This window comes from Corynebacterium sp. HMSC055D05, assembly GCF_001810365.1.
Classification (GTDB): Bacteria; Actinomycetota; Actinomycetes; order Mycobacteriales; family Mycobacteriaceae; genus Corynebacterium; species Corynebacterium coyleae.
On the sequence record NZ_KV801069.1, the window covers coordinates 13,219 to 39,618 of the forward strand.

At 61.9% G+C, this 26,400-nt stretch carries 21 protein-coding genes; 13 read left to right on the forward strand and 8 right to left on the reverse strand.

Going from position 1 to position 26,400, the window contains the following annotated elements; genetic code table 11:
• Nucleotides 1-60 precede the first annotated feature (60 nt).
• A complete protein-coding gene (gene glgC, locus HMPREF2734_RS05425) occupies nt 61-1,278 on the forward strand; it encodes a glucose-1-phosphate adenylyltransferase (protein ID WP_070421858.1) in 1,218 nt (405 codons plus the stop codon).
• Here glgC and HMPREF2734_RS05430 read toward each other — a convergent pair.
• A complete protein-coding gene (locus HMPREF2734_RS05430) occupies nt 1,275-1,928 on the reverse strand; it encodes an O-methyltransferase (protein WP_070421859.1) in 654 nt (217 codons plus the stop codon). The genes glgC and HMPREF2734_RS05430 overlap by 4 nt on opposite strands.
• A 111-nt stretch (nt 1,929-2,039) precedes the next feature.
• Between HMPREF2734_RS05430 and sigE the strand changes: the two genes are divergently transcribed.
• Genes sigE through tatB form a run of 3 tightly spaced genes read left to right on the forward strand, consistent with a single transcriptional unit; the run spans nt 2,040 to nt 3,367 of the window.
• Entirely contained in the window at nt 2,040-2,630 is a 591-nt protein-coding gene (gene sigE / locus HMPREF2734_RS05435) for an RNA polymerase sigma factor SigE (protein WP_070569810.1), read from the forward strand.
• A gap of 19 nt (nt 2,631-2,649) precedes the next feature.
• Nucleotides 2,650-2,970 carry an anti-sigma factor family protein gene (locus HMPREF2734_RS12340; RefSeq protein ID WP_070569812.1) on the forward strand — a complete coding sequence of 107 codons (321 nt, stop codon included), beginning with the start codon at nt 2,650-2,652 and terminating at the stop codon, nt 2,968-2,970.
• Between the two features lie 10 nt (nt 2,971-2,980).
• Nucleotides 2,981-3,367: a Sec-independent protein translocase protein TatB gene (gene tatB / locus HMPREF2734_RS05445; protein ID WP_070569814.1), complete on the forward strand. Its 387-nt coding sequence runs from the start codon at nt 2,981-2,983 to the stop codon at nt 3,365-3,367.
• Here the strand turns inward: tatB and HMPREF2734_RS05450 are convergent.
• The gene (locus HMPREF2734_RS05450) at nt 3,360-4,496 is read right to left on the reverse strand and encodes an Mrp/NBP35 family ATP-binding protein (protein ID WP_070569816.1); all 1,137 of its coding nucleotides are present in this window, start codon (nt 4,494-4,496) and stop codon (nt 3,360-3,362) included. The two genes, tatB and HMPREF2734_RS05450, sit on opposite strands and share 8 nt — an antisense overlap.
• Before the next feature lie 59 nt (nt 4,497-4,555).
• Here HMPREF2734_RS05450 and HMPREF2734_RS05455 point away from each other — a divergent pair, with 59 nt between their 5' ends.
• Together HMPREF2734_RS05455 and HMPREF2734_RS05460 are read left to right on the forward strand one after the other, a co-directional pair.
• Entirely contained in the window at nt 4,556-5,083 is a 528-nt protein-coding gene (locus tag HMPREF2734_RS05455) for a YflT domain-containing protein (protein ID WP_070421793.1), read from the forward strand.
• A gap of 6 nt (nt 5,084-5,089) precedes the next feature.
• Entirely contained in the window at nt 5,090-5,800 is a 711-nt protein-coding gene (locus tag HMPREF2734_RS05460) for a type 2 periplasmic-binding domain-containing protein (protein WP_070421794.1), read from the forward strand.
• Nucleotides 5,801-5,863: 63 nt separating this feature from the next.
• Here the strand turns inward: HMPREF2734_RS05460 and HMPREF2734_RS05465 are convergent, their stop codons facing one another.
• From HMPREF2734_RS05465 to HMPREF2734_RS05475, 3 genes are all read right to left on the reverse strand, one after another.
• Nucleotides 5,864-9,598 carry a multifunctional oxoglutarate decarboxylase/oxoglutarate dehydrogenase thiamine pyrophosphate-binding subunit/dihydrolipoyllysine-residue succinyltransferase subunit gene (locus HMPREF2734_RS05465; RefSeq protein ID WP_070569818.1) on the reverse strand — a complete coding sequence of 1,245 codons (3,735 nt, stop codon included), beginning with the start codon at nt 9,596-9,598 and terminating at the stop codon, nt 5,864-5,866.
• 123 nt (nt 9,599-9,721) lie between these two features.
• Nucleotides 9,722-13,348: an ABC transporter ATP-binding protein gene (locus HMPREF2734_RS05470; RefSeq protein ID WP_070569820.1), complete on the reverse strand. Its 3,627-nt coding sequence runs from the start codon at nt 13,346-13,348 to the stop codon at nt 9,722-9,724.
• Nucleotides 13,335-14,240, reverse strand: a complete 906-nt coding sequence (locus tag HMPREF2734_RS05475) for a hypothetical protein (protein ID WP_070569822.1) — start codon at nt 14,238-14,240, stop codon at nt 13,335-13,337. Before HMPREF2734_RS05475 ends, HMPREF2734_RS05470 begins: the two co-directional genes overlap by 14 nt.
• Nucleotides 14,241-14,340: 100 nt before the next feature.
• Between HMPREF2734_RS05475 and HMPREF2734_RS05480 the strand changes: the two genes are divergently transcribed.
• Together HMPREF2734_RS05480 and HMPREF2734_RS05485 are read left to right on the forward strand one after the other, a co-directional pair.
• The gene (locus HMPREF2734_RS05480; protein ID WP_070569823.1) at nt 14,341-15,870 is read left to right on the forward strand and encodes a carboxylesterase/lipase family protein; all 1,530 of its coding nucleotides are present in this window, start codon (nt 14,341-14,343) and stop codon (nt 15,868-15,870) included.
• An 88-nt stretch (nt 15,871-15,958) separates the two neighbouring features.
• The gene (locus tag HMPREF2734_RS05485) at nt 15,959-16,777 is read left to right on the forward strand and encodes a hypothetical protein (RefSeq protein WP_070569825.1); all 819 of its coding nucleotides are present in this window, start codon (nt 15,959-15,961) and stop codon (nt 16,775-16,777) included.
• On the opposite strand, the gene HMPREF2734_RS12025 is transcribed toward HMPREF2734_RS05485, so the two are convergent.
• A complete protein-coding gene (locus tag HMPREF2734_RS12025; RefSeq protein WP_141740789.1) occupies nt 16,774-17,301 on the reverse strand; it encodes a hypothetical protein in 528 nt (175 codons plus the stop codon). The two genes, HMPREF2734_RS05485 and HMPREF2734_RS12025, sit on opposite strands and share 4 nt — an antisense overlap.
• A gap of 95 nt (nt 17,302-17,396) precedes the next feature.
• On the opposite strand from HMPREF2734_RS12025, the gene HMPREF2734_RS05495 reads away from it, so the two are divergent.
• The 5 genes from HMPREF2734_RS05495 to HMPREF2734_RS05515 all read left to right on the forward strand — a co-directional run bounded on the left by HMPREF2734_RS05495 (nt 17,397) and on the right by HMPREF2734_RS05515 (nt 22,357).
• A complete protein-coding gene (locus tag HMPREF2734_RS05495) occupies nt 17,397-18,596 on the forward strand; it encodes an MFS transporter (RefSeq protein WP_070453095.1) in 1,200 nt (399 codons plus the stop codon).
• The gene (locus tag HMPREF2734_RS05500; RefSeq protein WP_070569827.1) at nt 18,593-19,588 is read left to right on the forward strand and encodes a nucleoside hydrolase; all 996 of its coding nucleotides are present in this window, start codon (nt 18,593-18,595) and stop codon (nt 19,586-19,588) included. Before HMPREF2734_RS05495 ends, HMPREF2734_RS05500 begins: the two co-directional genes overlap by 4 nt.
• 91 nt (nt 19,589-19,679) lie before the next feature.
• Nucleotides 19,680-20,486, forward strand: a complete 807-nt coding sequence (locus tag HMPREF2734_RS05505; protein WP_070421802.1) for a glycosyl transferase family 9 — start codon at nt 19,680-19,682, stop codon at nt 20,484-20,486.
• 39 nt (nt 20,487-20,525) lie between these two features.
• Entirely contained in the window at nt 20,526-21,203 is a 678-nt protein-coding gene (locus HMPREF2734_RS05510) for an energy-coupling factor transporter transmembrane component T family protein (RefSeq protein WP_070569829.1), read from the forward strand.
• Complete coding sequence (locus HMPREF2734_RS05515) at nt 21,194-22,357, forward strand: ATP-binding cassette domain-containing protein (protein ID WP_168163604.1); 1,164 nt, start codon at nt 21,194-21,196, stop codon at nt 22,355-22,357. Before HMPREF2734_RS05510 ends, HMPREF2734_RS05515 begins: the two co-directional genes overlap by 10 nt.
• On the opposite strand, the gene HMPREF2734_RS05520 is transcribed toward HMPREF2734_RS05515, so the two are convergent.
• Nucleotides 22,335-23,237 carry a hypothetical protein gene (locus HMPREF2734_RS05520; protein ID WP_070569831.1) on the reverse strand — a complete coding sequence of 301 codons (903 nt, stop codon included), beginning with the start codon at nt 23,235-23,237 and terminating at the stop codon, nt 22,335-22,337. The genes HMPREF2734_RS05515 and HMPREF2734_RS05520 overlap by 23 nt on opposite strands.
• A 33-nt stretch (nt 23,238-23,270) precedes the next feature.
• Entirely contained in the window at nt 23,271-26,399 is a 3,129-nt protein-coding gene (locus HMPREF2734_RS05525; protein WP_070569833.1) for a DEAD/DEAH box helicase, read from the reverse strand.
• Nucleotide 26,400: the final 1 nt, after the last annotated feature.

Below are 26,400 nucleotides of genomic sequence, written 5' to 3' on the forward strand. Positions count from 1 at the left end.
GAGCCTACTGACGTTGCGGAATCCCTGCACGAGCCTTGAATTGGCATTAGCCTTGCGGTTATGAAAAGCCAGCCTCGAGTTCTCGCCATTGTCCTGGCCGGCGGGGAAGGCAAGCGCCTGTTTCCCCTGACGGCTGACCGTGCCAAACCCGCCGTTCCGTTCGGCGGCAACTACCGTTTGATCGATTTTGTGCTGTCGAATTTGGTCAACGCCGGCTACATGCGTATTGCGGTGTTGACGCAGTACAAGTCGCACTCTCTGGACCGCCATGTGGCTACGGCGTGGAACATTTCTGGCCCAACACAGCAGTACATTGCGTCGGTGCCGGCGCAGCAGCGTCGCGGGAAGCGTTGGTACAACGGGTCGGCGGATGCGATTGTGCAGTCGCTGAATCTCATTTACGACGACATGCCTGACTACGTCTTGGTCTTTGGCGCGGACCACGTCTACCGGATGGATCCGTCGCAGATGGTTGAAGATCACATCGCTTCGGGTAAGGCTGCCACCGTGGCAGGCATTCGCGTGCCGCGTGCGGAGGCGAGCGCGTTCGGTTGCATCCAGGCCGACGATGACGGCACGATCACCGAGTTTTTGGAAAAGCCGGCCGACCCACCGGGTACCCCGGACGATCCGGAGATGACGTTCGCATCGATGGGCAACTATTGCTTCTCTACCGAGGCGCTAATCCAGGCGCTGCTGGAGGACGAGCAGAACGAGGATTCCAGCCACGACATGGGCGGCGACATCATCCCGTACTTCGTCGCGCAGGGCGAGGCGAACGTGTATGACTTTTCCAACAACGGGGTGCCGGGTGCCACGGACCGCGACCGGGGTTACTGGCGTGATGTGGGCACGATTGATTCGTTCTACGAGGCCCACATGGATCTGATTTCCTCGCACCCGGTGTTCAACCTGTACAACAAGGCGTGGCCGATCCACGCGACTGACGACGACAACCTGCCCCCGGCAAAGTTCGTCCTCGGTGGTATTGCGCAGGAGTCCATTGTGGCGTCCGGCTCGATCATTTCCGGTGCGACGGTGCGTAACTCGGTGCTGTCCACCGACGTGCGCATCGAAGAAGGCGCGACGGTGGAGGGCTCTGTGCTCATGCCGGGTGTGCGCGTGGGCAAGGGCGCGGTGGTGCGCCACTGCATCCTGGACAAGAACGTTTACGTCTCCGATGGGGAGACGGTCGGTGTGAATACGGAGCGCGACCGCGAGCGGTTCACGGTGTCCGACGGCGGTGTTGTCGTCGTCGGTAAGAGCGAAGTTGTTTAGCCGATTTTGGTGATCAGCGTCAGGCCGCCGTCAAGCGGCAGACGCGCCACCGCGGCGCCGCGCTCGGCTGTCAGCGTATCGACGAACTCATCCGCCTCACGGGCGGCCTCTGTTTCGCGGTCGCGGCGGGTGGGGTCGGCCACGGTGCCGTCGAGAAGCGAACCTGCAAGCACCAACGTGCCGCCCGGGGCCAGCAACGGCCAGGCGGCCTCGATGAGCGGGCGCAGTTCGACGGGGGAGACGTCTGCGTAGACGATCTGGTAGGCGTCGTTAGCCAAGCGCCCCATTACTTCGAGGGGACGTGCGGTGAGGAAACGCACACGCGACGGGCTAAACCCTGCGTTGCGCACCGCTTCCTTCGCGCCGGCCTGCAGTGCGGCTTCCGGCTCGATGCAGGTCATGGTGGCCTTCTCCGGCAGGCCTGCGAGCAGGTGCAAGCCCACAACACCGGCGGCCGGGGTCACCGCAACCGCACCCTGGGATGCGTTCGGGGTTGCCGCCGCGAGCACCGTCAACAGGTCGCCGACCACCGGGCTGGGTGCCGGGGTGCCGTTTTCGGCAGCGTCCTCGCGCGCTGCGCGCAAAGCTTCCGCAACCTGGTTGGAAAGGTGGCCGCCTTCGGTGGAACGGGCGGCGAGGTACGAGTTCATCTGGGTAAATGCGGTCTCACTCACACGCCACATCATAGCCGTGTTGCGTTCACAGGATTCTGTTAACTGGTTGGCTGGCTTTGGGGCAGTGAGTCTGCGAAACTGTTGCGCATGAGCACTGACGTTCCACTCACCGGTACCGCAGCGTTTGACGCAGGCCAGGCAGCAATGCCGACCTGGTCTGAACTGGTGAAAGAACATGCCGACAGTGTCTACCGCCTGGCGTTTCGCCTCTCCGGTAATCAGCACGACGCGGAAGATCTTACGCAAGAGACGTTCATGCGTGTGTTCCGCAACGTGAAGCAGTACCAGCCTGGAACGTTCGAGGGTTGGCTGCACCGCATCACCACGAACCTGTTTTTGGACATGGTGCGTCGTCGCGCCAAGATCCGCATGGAGGCGCTGCCCGAGGATTACGAGCGCGTGCCCGGCACCGACATGACCCCGGAAGATGCGTACTCCGTGACCAACCTGGACCCTGCGTTGCAGAAGGCGTTGGACGATTTGAAGCCGGAGTTCCGCGTGGCCGTGGTCCTGTGTGATGTGGTGGGGATGAGCTACGAGGAGATCGCTGAAACCCTCGGAGTGAAGATGGGTACTGTACGATCGCGTATCCACCGCGGTCGCGCGCAGATGCGCGAGTCGTTGGAGAAACAAGCCCTCCACAGCGCCGCCGCGAAGGAACTCATCCGCGCCCGGTAGTAGGGAAGGAGTCGGCGCCGTGACTAGGTTTAACTCCACGGATCATCTCAATCCGGAGGCGATTGCCGCCTATGCGGACGGCGAGTTGTCCAAGGCTGCCACGCTGCGCGCCGAGCGGCACCTGCGGTTGTGTGGGGAGTGTTGTGAGGAAGTTCAGGCGCAGCGTGGGACGTCGCAGCGTCTGCAGGTGTGTAATTCCTCCGACATGCACGCCCCGGCGTCGCTTGTGGAGCGACTGGCGATGCTTTGCGACGAAGACGTGACCGACACCCCCGAAACCCCCAAGGGGATCCGGAGCCGAGTGGAGTCTGCGATTCGCTCGCTGACGCACCGTGAGTAAGGTGAGTTAGGTGTTTTCTAGCATCGGTTGGGGCGAGATTTTCTTCATCCTGATCATCGGGTTGATCGTGATCGGGCCCGAACGCCTGCCTTCTGTCGTCGAGGATGTGCGCGCCGCGATCTATGCGGCCAAGAAAGCGATCAACAACGCCAAGGCGGAACTCAACGGCGAGCTGGGGGAGTTCGAGGAGTTTAAGAAGCCGATCGATACTGTCTCGCGCTATGCGGCGATGGGGCCGAAGCGGGCGATGGCGAAGGTGTTGTTCGAAGACAACGACCCCAGCGAGCCTCCAGCGCCGAAGACACCACCACAGGCGCCGCCGCAACAACAAATGCGCCCCGAGCCGCGCGGTACGCAGCCGGAGCGCAAAGGGTTCTCCTGGGAGGACGTTATTTAACCTGCGGGTTCAGGCTCTTGCCTGCCAGTGAGTTCGGGCGCACCTTTAGCTTGTCGACGATCTCAAGCACCGCCTTGGCCGCCGGCGACTCCGGATCGGAGATGACAACCGGGGTGCCGGTATCGCCGTGTTCACGCAGCTTCGGGTCCAGGGGTACGGAGCCGAGTAGTTTCACATCGGAATCGGTCAGCTGGGTCAGGCGCTCGGCGACGTGCTCGCCCCCGCCCTCGCCGAAGATGTTGAGTACCGTGCCGTCCGGCATGGTCATGCCCGACATGTTCTCAATCACGCCGGCGATCTTCTGGTCAGTCTGCTGCGCAATCGTGCCGGCGCGCTCCGCGACTTCGGCTGCCGCAGCCTGCGGGGTGGTGATGATCAGCAGCTCCGCATTCGGCACCAACTGCGCGACGGTGATTGCCACGTCACCCGTTCCCGGGGGCAGATCCATGAACAGCACGTCCAGATCACCCCAGTAGACGTCGCCCAAGAACTGCTGGATCGCACGGGTAAGCATCGGGCCACGCCACACGACAGGGGCGTTGCCTTCCACGAATTGTCCCACCGAGATGTGGCGCACGCCGTGGGCGATAGGAGGCATGATCATTTCGTCGACAAGCGTGGGGCCCTGGTCCTCAGAACCCATCAACCCCGGCACCGAGTGGCCGTAGATATCGGCATCAACAATGCCCACCGTCAGGCCCTGGGCGGCCATAGCGGTGGCCAGGTTCACGGTCATCGAGGACTTACCCACACCACCCTTGCCGGAGGCCACCGCGATAACACGCGTGCGCGTATCCGGATCCGCAAATGGGATCGCCGGGCCGGTCTGCTCGCCGCGGAGTTTCTGGGCAAGCGCACGGCGCTGCTCGTCGCTCATCGTGTGGAGAGTGACGCTCACGTCGCCCACGCCGTCGAGCTCCTCGACTACAGCGCGCACATTTGACTCGATGGTGTCGCGCATCGGACAGCCAGCGATTGTGAGATAAATACCGACCGCAACATTGTTGCCGTCGATGGTGACCGATTCCACCATGTTGAGCTCCGTGATCGGTTTGCCGATCTCCGGGTCATCAACGCGCGAAAGCGCTTCGTGGACATCGCTTTCCAAAATCTGATGTTCAGTAGCCATTGCCACGCGATTATACGGCCGTTCCTGGGGGATTTTGGAATCCCGATAGACTACCCAGCATGACTGAACCTATGAACCCATCGTTGAATAAGCGTATTGGTGTCACAGAGGTGCCCACCGGCTGGCCTGTGGGCAGCTTTTCCACCTACGCCGAGGCGCAACGCGCCGTGGACAACCTGTCCGACAGGGAGTTTCCTGTAGAGAAGCTTTCCATCGTTGGTGTGGACTTGATGCAGGTGGAAAAGATTACCGGCCGGCTTACATGGCCGAAGGTGCTGGGCACCGGCGCGCTGTCGGGTTTGTGGATGGGCCTGTTTTTCGGCCTGCTGCTTTCCCTCATCTCGGTTCCGGGTGCTGGCCTGACCATGTTCGTGTGGGCGGTTGTTATCGGTGCGATCTTCGGCACGGTGGCCTCCGCTGTGGCCTACGCGTTCACCGGCGGCAAGCGCGACTTCGCGTCTGCAACCACGATCGTGGCTGGCCGCTACGACGTGCTGTGCGAGCCGGATGCTGCACCGCAGGCCCGCGACATGATCGCACAAGCAGGCGGTCGCACTCCCGCCTCTGAAAACGTCATCGGCGAGTAACCGACCATGAAGGCACACCACCAGTTTGTTGCAGCCGCAGCCCTGTGCACGGCCGCGGTTGCGCTCTCTAGTTGCGCGTCGGAGGACAACATCTACACTCAGGCGCGGCCGGAGAAGGCCGATATCGCCATCGCCATCGACGGCGCCTCCAACGAACAAGTCGTACTTGGGGAGATCTACAGCCGCGTACTTAAGGGCCAAGGCCGGCCGACGAGCGTGACCTCAGTGACGGGGCTGGATGACGCGCCGACGCTTGAGGTGTTGCGTGAGCAGCCGATTGACTTCGTCGTCACGTGCACTGGGCGTCTGCTCGAAGAGTCGGACCCTAAGGCCGCCAAGGAGCTAGCGGGCGGCGATGTGACCGATGGCGCCTATACCGACGAGGTCTATGGGGCCGCTGTCGCCGCTATGCCGGGGGATATGCGCACCGTCGACCCGTCACCCGCCCAAGCGTGCGGAGAGAGTGAGCTGCCGCAAAACGTCATTCCGGTGTTTCATAAAGGCACGTTCGATCACGGTGAGATCAACCGCCTGAACTTCATCACCCGCGTGCTGTCCACTGACCGTCTCGAGGAGATGGCGGAAGAAGTGGACAAGGGTGCCACGGTGGAGGATGCGATTGCGGAGTGGATGATCGAATACGCCCACATCGACGTCCACCACGACACCCCGGCAGACCCAGAGGATGTGATCGACCCGGACTCTGCGTCCAAATAACCGAATAACAAAAACTCCGGCCCGGCTTTTCACAAGCCGGGCCGGAGTTTTTAGGTGTGCAGGTTAGTCAGCGAATGCTTCCTCAAGCAGCTGCTTTTCTTCCTGCTGGTGCACCTTGGCCACACCGGTTGCGGTGGTGGACTGTGCACGACGGGACACGCGGACCATCTCCGGCATGTCCGGGATCAGGGTGCGCAGGTGCTCGTTGTAGAACGGCCATGCGCCCTGGTTTGCCGGCTCGTCCTGCACCCAGCGGATCTCCTTGGCGTTCGGGTAGTTCTTGAACGCATCCGACAGGCGGTTGAACGGGATCGGGTGGAGCATCTCCACGCGGACGATCGCAATGTCGTCGCGGCCATCCTTCTGACGCTTCTTGTCCAGCTCCCAGTAGATCTTGCCGGAGCACAGCATGATGGTCTTCACCTTGTCGGTGTCGCCGATCTTCTTGTTGCCGCGCTCGACGAAGTTCGGGTCGTCGATGACGGACTGGAAGCGGTTGACCTCGGTGAAGTCAGACGGCTGGGACACTGCAGCCTTGTTGCGCAGCATGGACTTCGGGGTGAAGACGACCAGCGGACGCTTCATCTCGCCGAGAGCCTGGCGGCGCAGCAGGTGGAAGTGGTTAGCCGGAGTGGACGGCTGGGCGATGGTCATGGAACCTTCCGCGACGAGCTGCAGGTAGCGCTCGATGCGTGCCGACGAGTGGTCCGGGCCCTGGCCCTCGTAGCCGTGCGGCAGCAGGGAGATCAGGGAGGACACTTCGCCCCACTTGGTCTCGGAGGAGGACAGGTATTCGTCGATAATCGTCTGGGCGCCGTTGGCAAAGTCGCCGAACTGTGCTTCCCAAGCGACGACGGCGTCCTTGTTGCCAAGGGTGTAGCCGTACTCGAAGCCCATGCCTGCGTACTCGGTCAGGGCGGAGTTGAAGACCTGGAACTGGCCGCCGTTGCCGGCTTCCTGCGCGTTGTGGTCGAGCGGGTTGAACGGCTCGGCGTTGTCCGGGTTGTACAGCACTGCGTGACGCTGGGTGAAGGTACCGCGCTGGCAGTCCTCACCGGCGAGGCGGACAAACTTGCCCTTCTCAGCCAGGGAACCGAAGGCGAGCAGCTCGCCCCAGCCCCAGTCGATGTCGCCGTCGGTGAACGAACCGCCTCGCTTGGACAGAACGGACTTCAGGCGCTTGTTCGGGGTGAAGTCCTCCGGCAGGTTGGCGTATGCATCTGCGAGGCGCTTGAACTGCTCCTCGGTGATGTTGGTGTCCAGGCCGCGGGTGAGCTCCTGAGAATTGGTAATACCGGTCTGCTCGCTCGGCTGGCCCTTCTCGGATTTCACGTCGGTGAAGACCGCGTCGAGCTGGTCGTGGAAGTCCTGTGCGGCCTTCTCTGCGTCTTCCTTCGTGATGTCGCCACGACCGATGAGGTCCTGGGTGTAGCGGGTACGTACCGACGGGTGGTTGTTGATGCGCTCGTACATGACCGGCTGGGTCACGGTCGGGTCATCGGCCTCGTTGTGGCCACGCAGGCGGTAGCAGATGAGGTCGATGAAGACGTCCTTGCCAAACTCGCGACGGTATTCGGTAGCGAGTTGGGCGACCCAAGCGGCTGCCTCCGGGTCGTCGCCGTTGACGTGGAAGACCGGGCAGTCGAAGCCCTTGGCCAGGTCGGTGGCGTAGTAGGAGGAACGGCCGGAATCCGGGGTGGTGGTGAAGCCGATCTGGTTGTTCACCACGATGTGGATGGTGCCGCCGACGGTGTAGCCCGGCAGTCGGGACAGGTTCAGGGTCTCCTGGACAATGCCCAGGCCGGTAAACGATGCGTCGCCGTGGAGCATAAGCGGAACCACCGGGTGGTCTTCGCGGCCCTTGGTAGCCTTGATCTGGTCTTCCTTGGCGCGTGCCATACCGACGAGCACCGGATCGACTGCCTCAAGGTGGGACGGGTTAGCAGCCAGGGAGACCTTGATCTCGCCGTCGCCGAACATCTGGATGTGCTCGCCCTCGAAGCCGAGGTGGTACTTCACGTCACCGGAGCCACCCTGCTGGGCTGCACGCACGTTGCCTTCAAACTCGTTGAAGATCGTTGCAACAGGCTTGCCCACGATGTTGAACAGGACGTTCAGGCGGCCACGGTGTGGCATGCCGATGACAACCTCTTCCAGGCCCTGGCCTGCAGCGGTGTCGATGATGGCGTCCATCAGCGGGATGAGGGTTTCTGCGCCCTCGAGAGAGAAGCGCTTCTGGCCGAGGTACTTCGTCTGCAGGAAGTTCTCAAAGGCCTCAGCGGCGTTGAGCTTCTGCAGGATGTACTTCTGCTCTGCACCGGTCGGCTTAGGCATGCCGGCTTCGACGCGGTCGCGCAGCCATTCGCGCTCGTCCCGGTCCATGATGTGGGAGTACTCGGAGCCGACCTTGAGGGTGTAGGCGGAGCGCAAACGCGACATGACCTCGCGCAGGGTCATCTGTTCCTTGCCGCCAAAGCCGCCGACGTGGAAGGTGCGGTCCAGATCCCACAGGGTCAGGCCGTGGGTTTCCATGAGCAGGTCACGGGAATCCGGCTTCGGCAGACCAGGCTGGTGCCACTGCAGCGGGTTGGTGTCAGCGATGAGGTGGCCGCGGGAGCGGTATGCCTCGATGAGCTGCATGACACGGGTGTCCTTGTTGATGCCCGTGTTCGGAAGATCCTGTGCCCAGCGCAGCGGGGAGTACGGGATCTGCATGGACTGGAAGATTTCGTCCCAGAACTTGTCGTCGATAAGCAGCTGCGAAATGTCGCGCAGGAACTCGCCGGACTCTGCACCCTGGATGACGCGGTGGTCGTAGGTGGAGGTCAGCGTGACCAGCTTGCCAACGCCGAGCTCAGCGAGGCGGTCCTCGGACGCGCCGGCGAACTCTGCCGGGTAGTCCATAGCGCCAACGCCGACGATGGTGCCCTGGCCCTTGGTCAGGCGCGGGATGGAGTGGCGGGTGCCGATGCCGCCCGGGTTGGTGAGCTGGATGGTGACACCGGAGAAGTCATCCATGGTCAGCTTGCCGTCGCGTGCACGAGCGACGATGTCCTCGTATGCGTCAACGAACTCGGAGAAGGACTTCTTCTCGCACTCCTTGATCGCAGCGACGACGAGGGAGCGGGAACCGTTCTTGCCCGGAAGGTCGATAGCCAGGCCGAGGTTGACGTTCTCTGGCTGGATGGCGAAGGACTTGTTGCCGTCCTCCTTGTAGTTCTTGTTCATGTCCGGGTGCAGCTTCGTCGCCAGGACGATGGCGTAGCCCAGGATGTGGGTGAAGGAGACCTTGCCGCCACGGGTGCGCTTGAGATGGTCGTTAATCAGCGCGCGGTTCTCAAACATGAGCTTGACCGGCATGTCTCGCACGGTCGTCGCCGTCGGCACCTCGAGCGACTCGTTCATGTTCTTCGCAATCGCACGGAATGCGCCCTTGAGCTGGAACTCGCCCGGCTCGACCTCGACCTGTGCGATCTTGTCCAGCGGGGAGGCCTTCGGCTTCGGCAGGGTGCGCTGCGGGCGGTTAGAGACCTTTGCTGCGGCCTCGTCGACCTTGGTCTCGCGACCATCCTGCGAAGGTGCGCCGGTGGAACGGGCAACCTTCGGGTCGGTCTTCGCCTGGCTTGCACCTGCCTGCGAAGGGGTGACGTTGGACGTGCCATTAGCGGTCTTCGGTGCACCCTTTTTCTCAAACAGTTCACGCCATTCGGCGTCGACCGAGTTCGGGTCGTCCTTGTACTGCTGGAACATCTCGTCAACCAGCCAGCTGTTCTGGCCGAACGTGTTTTCGCTGCTCACGGCAGGTTCTCGCCTTCCTTCTGTTTCGATTTCGCGGAACGTTTCTTTGACTGTAATCGTCCGCGCTGATATGGCGCGAACTTGGGTTGTTCCTGTCCACGGGGTTTCCGTCTTTCACCCCCGTTAGCGGTTGGCAGCCCACATTTGGGCATACCTACCGCCGGCGGTGAGGAGGTCCTCGTGGCAACCGTCCTCAATGATACGTCCTTCGTCGATTACGAGTATTCGGTCGGCCCGCGCAGCGGTTGCGAGGCGGTGTGCGACGACCACTGACGTGCGGCCCGAGGTTGCGCGGTCGGCGGCGTCGAGTACCGCGCGTTCGGTTGCGGGATCAAGGGTGGCGGTGGCTTCGTCGAGAAGTAGCACGGCAGGGGAGAGCATCTCCGCGCGTGCGAGCGCGATGATCTGGCGTTGCCCGGAACTCAAGCCTCGGCCGCGTTCACCGACGCGCGCGTTGAAGCCGCCGGGGATCGTATCGACGACACCGAGCGCGCCAATGCGGTTCACCGCTGCCTCGATCTCTTCTGGGGTCGCGCCCGGCGCGCCGTAGGCGATGTTGTCCGCGACGGTGCCGGGGAACAGGTAGGACTCCTGCGGGACCTGGGCGAGTGCGCGGCGCCAGTCTGCAAGCGGGAATTCCACGATGTTTGTGCCGGAGGCGCGCACCTTGCCCGAGGTGGGGTCGTAGAACCGGGCGAGCAGTTTGACCACGGTGGATTTGCCCGCACCTGTTGGGCCGACGAGTGCCACGGTGGTACCTGGCTCGATGGTCAGGTCCATGTGGTCAATCACGGGGGAGGCGTCTGTATCGGTGGAGGCTGAGTAGGAGAAGGTGGTGTCGTCGAAAAGCAATGGCCCACTTGCGGCGCTGTGAGCACCCGGGTTGGTGCCGGTATCGGGGACGGTGGTGCGTTGGGCAAGCAGTGCGCGGATGCGGTCGAAACTGACGGTGGCTTGCTGCCAGGAGTCGAAGATTTGGCCAAGCTGCTGGATGGGGCCGTAGAGCTGGCCGAGGTACATGGTGAATGCGACGAGCACACCGACGGACAGCGATCCGTCGGCGATGCGTCCCGCACCAAAGCCGACGATGACGGCGGTCATGGTTTGGGAGATGAAGTGCATGCCTGGGAAGTACAGCGCGACCAGGGTGACAGAGCGCATGCGCAGGCGGCGGTATTCGTCGCTTAGGGCCGTGAAGTGTGCTTCAAAGTGGGGCTGCGCGCGGTGGGTTTGGGTGGTGCGGATGCCGCCGATGAGTTCTGCGAACTCGCCGTTGACCGTGGAGATCTGTTCGCGTGAGGCCTGGTAGTAGCGCTTGGAGAAGACTCTGAACGCCCAGGTAGCGACGACAATCACCGGGACGGCGGTCAGCGCGATGAGGGTGAGTTCGCCGTCTGTGGCAACGAGCATAACGATCACGCCCACGAGAGAGCCGACGGCGACAATCGCCTGTGCGAGTCCGGTTTGTAGGAAGCTCGACAGGGTGTCGATGTCCGTGGTCATGCGCGTCATGATCTTGCCGGACAGTCGCGATTCGAAGTAACTCAACCCCAGTTGCTGCAGGTGCGCGTAGGAGCGCAGGCGCAGCCCGTAGAGGAGGCGTTCGCCGGAGCGCGACGACAGGACAGTCATCAGTGCATCCGAGGCCCAGGCGATTGCGACTACGCCGAGTGCAATGAGCCCCGCGTTGATCAGGTTCTCCTGGTTACTTGGGGTAATGCCGCGGTCCACGGCGGCGCGCACGATGGTGGGGAAGGCCAAGTCCGCCAGCACGCCCACAATCAGTAGGGCGACGGTGCCAGCGATGAGCCAGCGCACGGCCTTGAACATGTCGCGGATGTGGAATTCGCTTGACGGGGTGCGCAGGCGGGTCAGTGTCTGCTCGGCCAGATCCGGCAGTTCGCGCGCTTCCGGGAGGCGCTCCACACGCGCGAGCAGTTCCGGGGTGGCGTTGATGGTGGAGGCGCGCCCGCTCGTCGGCACGATCACGCGTTCCTGGGGTTCGGTGTCCACTTCGGGCCACAGGTCGCCAATCTCCTCGTACAGCGTTTCGGACTCGGGATCCATGGAGGCGCGATACTCGTCGGTTGCCATGACCTCGTCGCGGCGCCCTTGCTTGACGACGACCCCACCGCGCACCACCGCTACCCGATCCGCATGATCCACCGTTGATTGGCGGTGCGCCACGGTCAGCACTGCGATGTCGCTGAGTGCCTCGCGCAGGTTGGCCAAGATGTGGGCTTCGTTGATGGAGTCGATGGCGCTGGTGGCGTCGTCAAGCACCAGCACATCTGGTTGTGACATGAGGGCGCGGGCGAGCGCGATGCGCTGGCGCTGGCCGCCGGACAGGGTGAGACCGCGCTCACCGACTTGGGTGTCGTAGCCGTCGGGGAGACGCTCGATGAACTCGTCTGCCAGGGCGAGACGTGCCGCCTCACGCACCGCGACATCAAGTTCGTCCGGCGACATGTAATCGGCAGCCCCCATGGCGATGTTGTCGCGCACGGAGGAAGAGAAAAGGAAGGCGTCGTCGAAAACGCAGACCACATCGCCACCGGTGACCGTGCCCGTATCCGGGGCGTAGAACCCGCCAGCTAGCTGCACCGCCATGGTTTTGCCCGCGCCGGGCGGGCCGACCATTGCAACGGTCTCGCCCGGCGCGACCGAAAGGGTGAAGCCGTTTAAGACGTTGTGGCCGCCGGTGGAAAAGTGCACGTCGCTAAAGTGCAGGCCGGGTTCGGCAGGCAAGTTTTCGGTGGAATTCACGGTGGAATTCACGGTGGAGTTTGCGGTGGACTCTTCAGGTGCGAGTGCCAGCACATCCGCGAGCCTGTCGAAGGAGCTCATACCCATCTGCATGCGGACGTACTGGTTGGTCAGCATGGAAAGGGTGGACGTCATCGTGGTCAGGTACGCGGTGAATGCGACGAACTGGCCGATGGAGATCCTTCCGTGGATGGCGAGCATGCCACCGGCGATGATGGTGACCACGAGTGCAACCTTGGGCAGCTGGGACAGTACCGGCTGGAAGCGTGCGGTGAGTTTTGCTGCGCGCATCTTGACCGCGTAGAGGTGGCGGCCAAGGTTGTCGAGCTGGTCGATCTCGCGCTGTTCCTGCCCGAACGCCTTGACCACGCGCACGCCGGAGACGGTTTGTTCGACGTGCTCTGCAAGTTCTGCGGTGGCGTGCTGGTTGACCCACGTTGCTGCGTAGAGCGTTTTGCGCGACCGGTTGGCCTCCCATAGGAGCACGGGCAGCAGCGCCAGCGACATCGCGGTCAGTGCGACGTCCATGCTCAGCATGACGATCAAGGTGGCTACCAGTTGCACGATGCGCGTGAGCATCATCTCCAGGGTGTCCAGGACCATCTGGTACATGTTCAGATCCGAGATCGAGCGCGAGACAATCTGGCCGGTCACGATCTTGTCCTGTCCTGGCCCGTCCAGGCGGTGCAGTGTGCGCAGGATCTTGGTGCGCAACCAGTGTTGCGAGGTCGTGGCAAGGCGACCGGAGGTGGTGCGCCGGATGATGCTTAGGACGTAGGTGGCCGCTGCGACTGCCACCATCAGCCATGCCACGCGGGCAACGGAACCGTCCGCATTCCCGGTGGCAATATCAATCGCTTGGCCAGTAAGAGCGGGCTCGGCCACGCGGGTGAGCGCCGCCAAGATGGCAGCGGCGAACGCGACGGCGGCAGGCGCGCGGTTCGCCTTGAGCGATTGGGTAAGAAGTGGGCTAGTGGTCCTCATGTTCCTTGTCGTTGCTGTCCTTCCCGCTACTGTCCTTACCGTCGCGGAAGATCTTCAAAATCCATGCAGCGAATTCCTTCGGGTTGAAGCCACCCTTGATGCGACCGGTCTCATCGGCCGTGTCTTCGGGCTCGAGCGGGGTGGCAAACTGCAGCGGCACCGGGCCGAGGGCCTGCTGAATGTTATCGATGATGTTGCCGGCCAGCTTGCGGTTCACCGTCGTACCGGCAATCGCACCCAGGCCGAGCGGCAGCATCTTGCCCAGCCAGGCGCGACGCATGGAACGACGCAGCGAACGCATAGCCATGCGCTGCAGCACGTTGTTGGTCTCATTGAGCGTCGGGCCAGAAAAGCGCGACAGGGTGGCCTTGCCAGGCAGCTTGCGGGAGTTTTCGCCGAGCAGCGTATCCACGATTGCTAGACCCTTCGTACCCATCAGCGTGGTCAGCACGATGGCGCGGCGGTGCTCGGGGTCGGAGATGTCGTCGCTACGCAAATATGCCGATGACATGGCGTAAAACGCCGCGATATCCAGAAAGAGGGCGGACTCGCCGGCCACAGCAGCAGCACCTGTGAACAGGCCAACGCCTGGTACTGCCGCAGCGGCACCCACACCGGCACCGGTGCCCGTGACGGTGTTTTTCAGATGCTTATCCATAATCGCCTGGATCTGTGCCGGCGACTTATCCGGGTTGTCGCGGCGCAACCAATCTACATATCCGCGGATCACAGAGGTCTGCAGTCGCACGGCCTTGTCCACCGCGCCGATGAAAACACGACCGAGTTTGCCCGCGTCCTTTTCCAGCTGCGCTGAATTTTCCTGCAGCGCGACCTTGATTTCCTTGCGGAGCTCCGTCTCGTCGATCTGCGTTGATTTCTTCTTACCGAACACGTTTATCCTCCTGCCGTGAACTGGCGATGGGTAATTGGTACAGCATAGAACGACTTCATATCCCGGGAAGACCGGGCGGAAACGCTCTAGGCTTGAACGCATGAATGCGCGCCGCCAACCAGTCGTACAGACAACGGCCGGAGCCGTGCGCGGTCAAGTCGACCCGCACACCGGAATGCGCACCTGGCGTGGCGTGCCATTCGGCGCCAACACCGCTGGTACTCACCGGTTCCGCGAACCGAAACCCGTCCAACCCTGGCCTGGGGTGCGCGACTGCACACGCTTCGGCCCACCCGCCATGCAAGGCACCTTCGGCATCCGTGGCACGGTGCTAGGTTCGGAGGACTGCCTCAACTTAGACATCGTCAGGCCCGACACTGATGAGGTCTTGCCTGTCGTTGTCTGTTTCCACGGCGGCACTTTTGTCACCGGCGCCAGCCACGAAAAAGTCCTCCAAGGTCATCGCCTCACCGCCGCGACGAACATTGTCTACGTCTCCTTAAACTTCCGCCTCGGCGTGCTCGGCTACCTCGATGTGCGATCGCTTGGCGACGACTGCGTGGCCAACCCCGCTATCCGCGACCAGATCCTCGCCCTGCGGTGGATCCGGGACAACATCGCAGCCTTCGGCGGCGACCCAGATGCTGTGACCATCATGGGCGAATCGGCAGGCGGTGCTGCCGTGCTGCATCTCATGTGCGCACCCGATGCCCGCGGCCTGTTCCACCGCGCAATCGCGCAGTCCCCGCCACCGGCCAGCGTCCACTCGAGGCGCCAAGCCGCCAGGTGGGTCCAAGCCCTCATCAGGAAACTCGGGCTCGCACCAGACACCACCCTTGACCAGCTGCGCGACATCCCCGCAGAAACCCTCGTGCGCGCCGGGCAATCACTGATGTTTAACAGCAAGGAAGCGCTGCAATTCAACATCAGCTTCATGCCCACCCTGGACAGTGCCAGCCTGCCCCAACACCCCATTGACACGTTCAACGCCGGCGAGCAAGCCCGCGTGCCACTGATCGTGGGAACCAACTCCGACGAAGCCAGTTTCACCAAAGCCATCTACCAAACCTCCCGCCAGCGCCAACGTGCTGCGCGCCGGGCGTTGAACGTGTTTGACCCGGACAATGCGCTGGATGTCATCGAGGCGTACGACGATGTCGGCGCACGCGGCGATTTTGCGGAGTTGATGGCAGACGCCGTGTTCTGGGCCCCGAGTGTCATCCTGGCCACCGCGCACCGCATGGTTGCGCCGACCTATATGTATCGGTTCGCCTACGCATCTGCCGCGATGCGCAAGTTGGGCCTCGGCGCGATTCACGCAGCTGACCTTGTGGCGGTCTATGGCGATCCCTTTGCCACAGTGACCTCCAAACTGGATCGCTTCGGGCCGCGGGACACGTTCCAAGAGGTCAGCCGGCTCATGCAGTACCACTGGGGCACGTTCTTCCACACCGGCACACCTGGTACGGAGTGGCCCAGCTACGGGTTTAAGCGTGGCGACGACCCGGGGCGTGCGACTGCGGTGTTTGAGTACGGCATGCGTGTGGAATACGACCCGAAAGCCGAACAACGCACCGCGTGGGAGTCGTTTGACATGCGCGAGTGGGGAATTAGCCGGACGGATTTATGACATCCGCGATGATAATTCCAGGCACGCGCCAGCGAACGTGGCTAGGCTGAAGCCAGTCTGAAGGTCAATGCGGAAGGAACCCACTGTCATGAGCTTTTTCGAGGACATCGCGGCCGCGTTGGACCGCGACGGTATTGAGTCGCGCGTAGGCGGGGACACGATGTTTGTCCCCATGTCTGCGGCGTTGGAATTGCAGTTTGTGGAAATTGATCCGCACCTGCCGGCAGCGAACGTATACATCGCCGCGGCTGACGTGGACGAGGACGACGAAGAGTTTGAGGCCGTCTTAGTCGCTGTGGTGTTCTCCGTGGAGGCAGCGGTGACTGCTGTTGCTGAGCACATGGCGACCGACCAGGTGGTAACAGTGCTGCGCGACCTGCTGGAAAGCACGGACGAGCGCATTGGGGATCTCGAGTTCTTCCAGGACCACGTCAACCCGCAGCAGGTGCGCGCCGAAGTGGGCGCGAATGCCGAGTTGCAGGTCGTCGTCGAAGCCGTCAACGGCGTGCCGAGCGCCACAGTGACCTTCGTTGCACTCCCGGATGACTACGACGATGTCATCGAGGACGCCGAGGGCGAGTTGTGGGAGTCCGACGGCGATGCGGAACTGTCTGAGGAGGACCGCGCACGTCTGTTTGACGTCATCCATGATGAGGCAGTTGCCGACGCTGAGAAGCTCGAGCTGGGCAGCTTCACCGACTTCGACCGCCTCTTTGACGTGCTGTCGCTCGCCGCCGACCAGGCAGAGGAATGGGAGGCGCAGCTGCTTCCAGTCGACGACGAGATTGACGAGCCGGACGTCTACGACATCTTCGGCCAAGACGACGAAGACTACGACGAGGACCTCGATGATGAGGATGATGAGGACCTCGACGACGAAGACTTCGACGAGGACGACGAGGACTAAGCCGCGCTGAGTCCTTCGAACATGGAGGAGGGCGACTCGATCGGGGTGAACGCCCCGTCGACGAGCCAGACGTAACTTGCTGCCTTCGCCCCCGGAATTTCGTGGACGGTGTGGGCAGCATCATCGGGGATGACCGCGCGCACCCAGGACTCGGCAAGCAACGTGTCCACGGGAACCCCAGCGGAATCCGTAATGCGCAATTCGATCAGGTATGCCGGGATGTGGCGCTGCCCGTAGCCCTGGATACGTGCGCGAGCGCGCGGGCCAACGCGCCGCCGCGTGACCGCCAACGACAACGTCGGACCGTTGTCTATCCGGGGTAGCGATATCACTGGTGGCCTCCAGGTCGCAGCCGGGCGAGACAGTGAGCGCGGGTGGTGGATCATCGCGTTGATGGCGTGCAGCTTCTCGGGGAAGAGGTCTCGGATTTCAGCAGCCAAGGAATCGGCACTGGCGTATGCATCGGCATCCACAGTGGGGGAGGTGCGGAACATGGACAGGGCATTCTTTGCGTTCAACTTCATGGCTCAAACACTAAAAGTCGCTCCGACACCACCCGGTACATATTCGAACATATGGGCGATACGGCTATTTGACGCGTTGTGTAACCTTGCTGTTTATGAGTGCGAATAAGGTGGTGAAACCGTCGATACCCCGCACCATTTGGGTGCTCACGGGCGCCGCCTTCATTGTTGCGCTCGGGTACGGGTTAATCGCTCCGGTTCTCCCGCAGTTTGCGGGAAGTTTCAACGTATCCATGGCCGCAGCAGGTGCGGTCGTGTCTGTGTTTGCTCTTGCCAGGTTGCTTGGTGCGCCCGGCGCGGGTGTGCTGGTGGACAAACTGGGCTCGCGCCCGATCTACCTCACAGGCTTGAGCATTGTGGCTGTCTCCACGTTCTTCGTGGCGTTTGCTCAGGCGTATTGGCAGATTCTTGCATTGCGGTTCATCGCGGGTTTCGGCTCGACGATGTTTACGTTGTCGGCGCAGGCACTGATTGTGCGGGTGACGCATCCTTCGATCCGTGGCCGCGCGAACGCGTTGTACGCTTCGGCATTTCTTGTGGGCAATGTGTTCGGTCCGATCGTGGGCGCAGCGTTGTCGTATTTGGGTTTCCGTATCCCGTTTGCCATTTATGGCGTGGCGGTCGCGATTGCGGCCGGCCTCGTCGCGTGGCTTACACAGCCGCGTCCAGGTGCGAAGGCGTTGCCGAAGGCGAAGCCCGCGATGCGGCTGCGGAGCGCCTGGAAGGTGCCCACCTACAGGGGATTGCTGGTCGCGGCGTTTACCAATGGGTTTGTGAATATGGGTGCACGCGTGGCGGTGTTGCCGCTCTTTGCCGCCGCGGTGTTTGAGCAAGGCGGGGCAGCGGCTGGTTTCGCGCTTACGGCGTTCGCGCTCGGCATGGCGATCATGCTGCAGTTTTCCGGGCGTATGTCGGATCATTTTGGCAGGCGCCCGATGATCTTTGCGGGCATGGCAATGTCTGCAGTGTTTACGGTGGTGCTTGGCACGGCGACGAGTTTCTGGCCGCTCATGATCTGGTCGGTGCTGGCCGGCGTGGCTTCCGGCACGATGAGCCCGTCCATTCAGGCAGCGTTGGCGGACATCATTGGCAATGAACGCTCCGGCGGTAAGGTGTTATCCACATTCCAGATGACGCAGGATGCGGGCCAGATTTTCGCACCTGTGGTTGTCGGTGCGATTGCGCAGACCGCAGGCTTTACTGCCGCGTTCGGCGTATGCGGTGCAATGTGTGCGGTGGCGGCTGTGGTGTGGCTGATCATCGGTAAGGAAACGATGGTGAAGGAGCCACGATGAGAGTAATTCTGGACTGCGACCCGGGTATCGACGACACCTTAGCCCTCATCTGGCTGACCGCAGCCACGCAGGCGGGCATCCATGAGTTGGAGTGTGTGACTACGACTGCCGGCAACGTCGACGCCGACCAGTGCGCCAAAAACGCCGCATGGATCCTGTCGTTGTGCGGTTTGCCGATTATCTCTCTCGCCGCTGGAGTACCGGCACCGCTTGAGGTGGAGCTGACCACCACGCCGGAAACCCACGGCGATACGGGGCTTGGGTATGCCACCGCACCGGAGCGTCACGTTGAGCACGATTGGGAGGCGCTGTGGATCGACGCGATTGAGCGTGGCACAGACGATCTTCACCTCATCGTCACCGGACCCATGACCAACTTGGCGTTTTTCGCTCACGCCCACCCGCAGCACTTTGCGCGCCTGAAGCACATCACGGTGATGGGTGGTGCGGTGAACTATCCGGGCAACACCACGCCGACGGCGGAGTGGAACTTCTGGGTTGATCCGCACGCCGCCGCCGACGTCTTCGACATGACACCGACTCCGATCACGTTGTGCTCACTTGGTGTGACGGAGAAGATGCTGCTTGAGCCTGAGCGGTTGGAGGGGGTCGTCGCAAAGCTAGGCGCGAGCCCGATTGCCCAGCACTTGGGTGACATTGTGCGGTTCTACTTCGAGTTCCACGAGGAGGTCGGGGAGGGCTACCGCGCGCAGATCCACGACTTGCTCACGGTGCTCATCGCGCTTGGTGCGGTGGACGTTGAGCATTGCTTGACGACGATCGCCGTCGAGGCCGATTCCGACCTCACCCGCGGCACCTCAGTGGCGGATCTGCGCGACATTTGGGAGCGCGAACCCAACGCACGCTTAGTCACCGACGCGGACATTAACGCCGCGTGGCAGTCCTTCGACTGGGCCTGCGAGATCCATGCACGCGTGGTGGCGGGTGATGCAAGTCTTATGGAACTGCGCCACCTCAAAGCGGACGACTAACTGCTACACTGCCTGATCTGGACGTTCCTGCCGAGGTGACATAGGCAGGGGCGCAATTGTTCATTTGCCCGTGAGAATTACGGAAAGTTCCATGTCACACACCACTTCTCAAAACTCGCAGAAGGCGCAGTGGACCCCGCTGCGTCGCGTTCTCGTTGCCCTTGGCGCGCTGATTATCGCGGCGACCTGGCTCTACTTCGTTCTTGTCCGCCCCGCTGACTGGGATCAGGTCACTGGCTCCGGTCCTGGCATCACGTTGCTGGCGGGCTACGGCGTGGGCACCCTGCTGCTACTCGTGGCCATCGTCCCGGTGTTGCCGGCGCGCACGCTTGGGCTGATTCCGATTGCGATCATCATCAACTCCGTCATCGGCGAGATCGTCGGCTCGATTGGTCTGCCGCTGTACCTCGACTCCGTGGGTACCGTGCTGGTCGCAGCCCTGGCCGGCCCGGTTGCGGGCATGGCCACCGGTGCGCTGAACAACGTGGTGTGGGGTCTGGTCAACCCGGCCGCTCTGCCGTTCGCCGCCGGTGCGGCCTTGGTCGGCTGGTTGGCGGGTGTGTTCATTCACCGCTTCAACGCGTTCCGTAACCCTGGCACCGTGGTTGGCTTTGGCCTTGTGCTCGGCGTGGTGGGCGGCATGGTTGCAGCCCCGGTTGCCGCATATGTCTACGGCGGTACCGCCGGTGTGGGCACCGGTGCGCTGGTGAGCCTGTTCCGCGAGATGGGTGGGTCCCTGATCGCATCGGTAACCACCCAGGCGTTCATCTCTGACCCGGTGGATAAGCTCATCGTCCTGTTCATCGCCTATGCCACGGTCAAGGCGCTGCCGAAGCGCACTGTGGCTGCGTTCGCACCGCAGGAACCCGTCGCGCCAGCATCGACACCTGAGGCGTAAAGCACTTCCGTGGCAGCCCGGCTGAGTTCTTCAACCCGTATGAACCCGTTGACCGCTTTGGCCATCGGGGCGTCGGGCTGGATTCTGGTCCTTGGGTTGAACCGGCCAGAAGTTTCACTCGCAGTGCTGGCCATGGCGGTGGTGCTGGGCACGTGGCGGACCCGCAACGTCGCCCTCATCGCGGCCACCGCGTTACTTGCAGCTCCGGTTGCCGCATCCATGGTGCTCATCCATGCGCCCTACGGGGAGCACCGCATCGCGCCGCTGCTGACCAGCGACGGACTTGCCACAGCAGGGGAGTTAGCCGCACGCTTCACCGCACTGATCGCCAGCCTGCTCGCGGCCGTCGCATGGTCGCGCACCCCGGACCTGGCCAAGGCGCTGCAGGCAGCACCGGGTGGCAACCGGATCGGATACATCGCCGGCACGACACTGCAACTCGGCCCCCAAGGTGCACACCGCGCCCGGATCGTCCGCGACGCCAACCGGCTCAAAGGCGAGCGAATCACCGTAAAAACCGTGGTCCCGAACCTGATCATGCCGGTGCTTACCGAGCTGCTCACCCAAGCCGGTGCTCGCGGCCAAGCCTTAGAGACCGCAGGTTACGACCTCACCGGCCCTCGCACCGTGCTGCGCCCTGTCCACGACAGCCGCATCCAGCGCGTCGCCCGCATCCTCATCCCGCTTGCGTGTTTGGGGGTTGTGTTGTGGATCTGACATTGCTCACACAGACGCTCAACGAGCACCGCGCGGTGCAGGTGGTCGGGAACTCCGGCGCTGGCCTGACCACGTTGGCAGCGCAGGTGCACCACGAGTGGGACCACGCCGCAGTAGTCCAGCAGGACGCCACTGCGCACGTGTCGTACCTTCGAGATACCGTCATCGAGGAAGTCGCGCTAGGCCTCGAACAGCACGGCGTACCTGCCGACGAGATGCGTGAGCGTTGCCAGGCAATCCTCCACGCTGCAGGGCTGAGCGATCTCGCCGAGCGCAACCCAGCGCAGCTTTCCGGCGGTCAAACGCGTCGCCTTGCCATCGCAGCCGTTGCGGTGCTCGAGCCGGGCACTTTGCTTCTCGACGACCCCTTCGCCGGCCTCGACCCAACCTCCTGCACCCGCATCACCGAACTGCTGGCTTCGCTGCCGTCGAAGGTGGTCATCCTGGGCACACGGCTTCGCAACATCGACTCGGCCGCACTCGGACTTGTCGGTGGCGTTCTCCAGCCGGACGTCCCACCCAACCCGAATCTGCAGTTGCCTGACCGCGTCACAGCAACTGATGAACCGATCGACCTTGGCGAGGTCTCCGCAGCGCGCGGCGAAACATCCCGCAAGTGGTGGCAGTTTCGCACCACGTCAGAGCCATCGTTCACCGCCGGGCCAGTGCACCTGACCGTCCGCCCCGGCGAGGCCGTATGGCTACGTGGCGACAACGGCGCCGGCAAGACAACGCTCCTTCGCGCGATGGCTGGCCTCGACGACAACCCGGGCCTGGAACAGACTCGCGGCGTGACCGTGTCGCTGGCACTGCAGCGCGCCGCAGACCAGCTCGCCGAATCCACCGTGGAACGGTTCATCGGCAACGATGACGCCGTCGCAGCATTAGGCCTAAACCCAGACGCCCACCCGCTGGACCTGCCGTCAGCGCACTTCCGGCTCGCGCAGATTGCCCAGGTGTTCGCCCAGGGGCGCGACCTTGTGCTTCTGGACGAGCCCGACGTCGGCCTCGACATCCCCTCCCGCGAGCGTGCCCACGCCCTCATCGCAGCAGGCCTGGCACGCGGTCAGGCGGTGATCTTCACCTGCCACGACACCAGCTTCGCCGCGGAGGTAGGGGAGTACGCGGTGGTTAGAGCAAGTCTTCTTCGATGATCACAACGGAGCCGGCGTCTCCCTTGCACACCGGACGGGTATTGATGTTGTTCCACGGCTGCCCCGGGGGGTGATGTCCACGGGCGCACTCCCATCCATTCGGTGCGGTCCAATCGAGGCTGGTGCTTGTCGCCGCGCCTCCCGTCGGGTTAGGTGACGTGTAGTCATTGACTACTTCCATAGCCGCCACGCAATCGGTGTCCTTTTTCAGCGCGATGACTGCTCGGTCCGGTCCCTCGGTACTGGTCACGGTTCCACATCGAGTGCCTTCAGCGGCGGAAGTAACCGCTGCATCTTCTCGGTTCGGGTCGGGATTCTCCTGGACAATTTCACCGTCTTTGATGGTGATTTTGCTCAGGCCACGTTCCACGATCAGCGTTTCATCGTCCACACGAGTGAAGGTGAAGTCGGTGAGTGTGACGCGCTCACCAGGGTTGAGTTGTGGAGCGTCCATAGCGAAGGGATCTGTTTTCGAGCTAAACGTGTAGAAGCCGATGACCGGGTCATATCGCACTGCGGTGGCTACGTTGCCTTCAGCGGGGTAGCCAAGGTCAGCCAGTGCAGTTTCGGGCACGTCGAGCTCGATCTTGCATCCGAACGCTGGCCCGTTTTGAGCGTCTTCGCGGGTAGGAACCACACAGCCACGCTCGGAGGAGGCTGCACCGAAGAAGGCATACGCGAGGGGGTCCACCTCGAACCTGTCAGCAGAAACATCCGTGTAGGACGGCTCCGCATCTGGCGCAGGTGAGGCATTCTCAGCAACAGAATCCGAAGCGGAAACGGGCGGCTCTGGAAGGTCTTGTGGTTCACCCGAGCAAGCAGTTAAGGCCAAACCGAGCGAAGTAAAAATCGCGACTGTGCGCGTCACGTGGCGAAACATGAATTCGATTATGGCATTAAGGCTAGAGCCCTCCTACACCACCGCTCGCCCTTGCTCGTACAAACCTGCGGGCATCGGCCTGTGCAGCTGCCACTCGAAACGGATTGGCTTTTCGCCTGAGTGGCGTACGTGTGACACGTCGCCAAGGAGCGTGAATGCACGTGCAACTCCAGCAGCATCGAGTCGGGTGTTGCGTACACACAAATAGATCGAGTGGTTGTTCTCCAAGTGGTGGATGTATCGCTGGCCAGCTTTGGAATCCAACTTGGTTGTCGATTGTGATTCCCACTGGAACAGATCAGGAGATATTGGGTAGTCGGCGTAGCGGGTGGTTTCGGAGAAGTCCGCTTCGTTCTTGGAAAGAGTGACGAAGAACAGGTCCAGATCGGATTCGGTGGCGTGGTACACACCTTCGCGCGGCAAATGGAGAAGCTTCTTCAGGGGAGCGGTACGTACAGCAGCAGTCAGCTCAGCGGTGGAGTAGTCCGCGTGGGTGAACAGCACAGGTGCGCCGGGGCCAGTAACGGGTTTTGGAGTCACGCGTGATTGGTCAAGGCGGTAGTCGAAAATCTGCTGAAGTTCATTCCTAAAGGAAGGGACGCTTCGGATAGCTGACAGTGCGTCGTCGAAAGTCTCCGGTGGTTGGACTCCCGATTGGTTTGCCCAAATCATCGTGACCAACATGCGGGTAAACGTCTGGTACTCAGGCGACATTGCGTCGTACGTCGGCCCGTTCGCATCCACAATGGCAAGGTATCGTTCTGCTCGAAGCGGGTCGTTGACGTGCAACATTGAGCGAATCCGAGTGAGGAAAAATTCTTCGCGCTCGGAAACTGTTTCGGGGACAGGGAGAAGATCTTGGCTTCGCAACAACCGTGTCCATCCACCGTCGGCCCGGTTGCGGTAGAGATCTTCGAGTGAAAGACCAGTGTTAGCTAGGAATGACGAAAGATCCGTCGTCGCTTCTTGCTGTACAAGCTCACGGATCTTGACGATTGAATTGCCTGCAACACGCTTGACGTTTTGAAGTACCCGTTCTTGTGTGACTCGGTCGAGTTGAATATGGGTGCCACCAGGAAGGGAGGGAAACTCTTGCTCAATCTCCGTCTTTAAGCGTTTGCCACGCCGACCGGTGAGCGCTGCATACCTGCGTTCAAAGTCGAAGTTTGTGTGTTGTTCGCCGATGAAGTCAAGTACGGTACACACCTTGCCTGGCATCTTGCGCAAGCCGCGGCCGAGCTGTTGGAGGAAGATGATCGGGCTCTCAGTCGGGCGCAGCAGCAACAAGGTGTTGAGCTCGGGGATGTCGACACCCTCGTTAAACAGGTCGACGGTGAACAGCACTTTGAGCTCGCCGTCGCGGAGGCGTTGGATAGCCTGGTCACGGTCAATTTGTGGTGTCTTTGAAGTAACGGCTGCAGCCGGAATACCAAAATGGTTAAACCGTTCCGCCATGAATCGTGCGTGATCGATGCTGACGCAGAAGCCGAGAGCCTTGAGCTCCGCGAGGTCGAACACACGTTTTTGGAGTTCGCTGAGGATGAGTTTTACGCGGGAATCTCCAAGCCGAACGTAAAATTCGCTCAGTGAAGCGGTGTCGTAAGCGCGGCTTGAGCGCGACCATTTCACGCTTCGGAGGTCCGTCTCGTCGTTGATGCCGAAGTAGTGCATTGGTGCCACGAGGCCGAGTTGCAGTGCATCCCAGAGACGCAGTTCGTAGGCGACGCGATAGTCGAAGAAACGCTGGACGTTGACGCCGTCGCCGCGCTCGGGTGTGGCGGTAAGACCGAGGAGTTCCTTCGGCTTGAGGTAGTCGAGCACCTTTTTGTATGTGGAGGCTTCGGCGTGGTGGAACTCGTCGATAGCCACCACGTCGAACTTCTCAGGAGGGAAGCTTTCCACGTGTTTATGCAGCGTTTGGATAGTGGCAAAGATGTGTGTGCCCTGCCGTGGCGTGTGCGTTCCATCAAACAGTTCGCCAAAGTTATTGTCGCGAAGTACCTCCCGGTACGTGCGCATCGCCTGTCGTAACAATTCGCGCTGATGCGCGACGAAAAGGAGCGAAGGCTTGCTTTTCGACGCCGCAGCCAACCCCTTGTAATCCAACGCCGCAACAACGGTCTTTCCAGTGCCAGTTGCTGCGATGAGAAGGTTTCGGTGACGGTCATGTACGTCGCGCTCTGCCTCCAGTGCCTCAAGCATTGCCTGTTGGTACGGCCAAGGCTGCACCTCAAGGCCGGAGAGCTCAATGCGGTCGGATGGGGTAGTGCCAAAACGTTCGCGCTTGAGGGCTTCGAAAAGCCGGTCGTGGTCAGCCTTCGGTTCGTAGGTTGCGTAGTGCTTGTCGTTCCAATACGTCTCAAAGACTGCCTCGAACTTGCGCAGGATCTCAGGCGTGGAGGTTCGCGATGCGCGGACGTTCCACTCCACGCCATCGATGAGCGCAGAGTTGGACAGGTTTGAGCTGCCGATATATGCGGTGTCGAAGCCTGAATTACGACGGAACAACCAGGCCTTGGCATGCAGTCGCGTATCGCGTGACTCATAGCCCACCTTGACTTCGGCACCGAACTCTTCGACAAGCCGGTTAATCGCCTCGATATCGGATGCGCCGCAGTAGGTCGATGTGATCACGCGCAACGGAATGTTGTTGTCGCGGAGATACTCGAGCTGGTCACGGATGACTGCGATGCCGGAGTTTTTGATAAACGCGCAGAGTAGGTCGACGCTGTCGGCGGTTCGGATCTCGCGTTTAATTTCTGCCGCCATGCTGAGATCACTACTGGCGTTCGTGAGCAGAGAAGCACCTGTCAGTGATGTTGGTTGGAAGCGCGGAGGCTCACCGAGCGACGCCTCGTACACCGCGTGGAGCAGTGTCTCTGACTCAATCGCATCATCGGGGTCGATGAGTTCCGCAAGCGTGTTAATCAGTTCGACGCGTTGCAGCGGCTCGCGAGTATTCAAAAGCTTCTGTGTCAGATGATCTGCGAGAACCCGAGTGATGGCGTCGGTATAGCGTTCGCGGTGCTGATCTGTGGCGTCCTCCAATGCGGGGCGCAGAAAACCATGTTCTGCTTCCGTAGCAGCGAGCCGCTCAAGAAGGCGCTTGGTTACGGGGGTCTCATATGCGCCGAGGGGAAGCGAGGCGTCGTCGATAGGCATT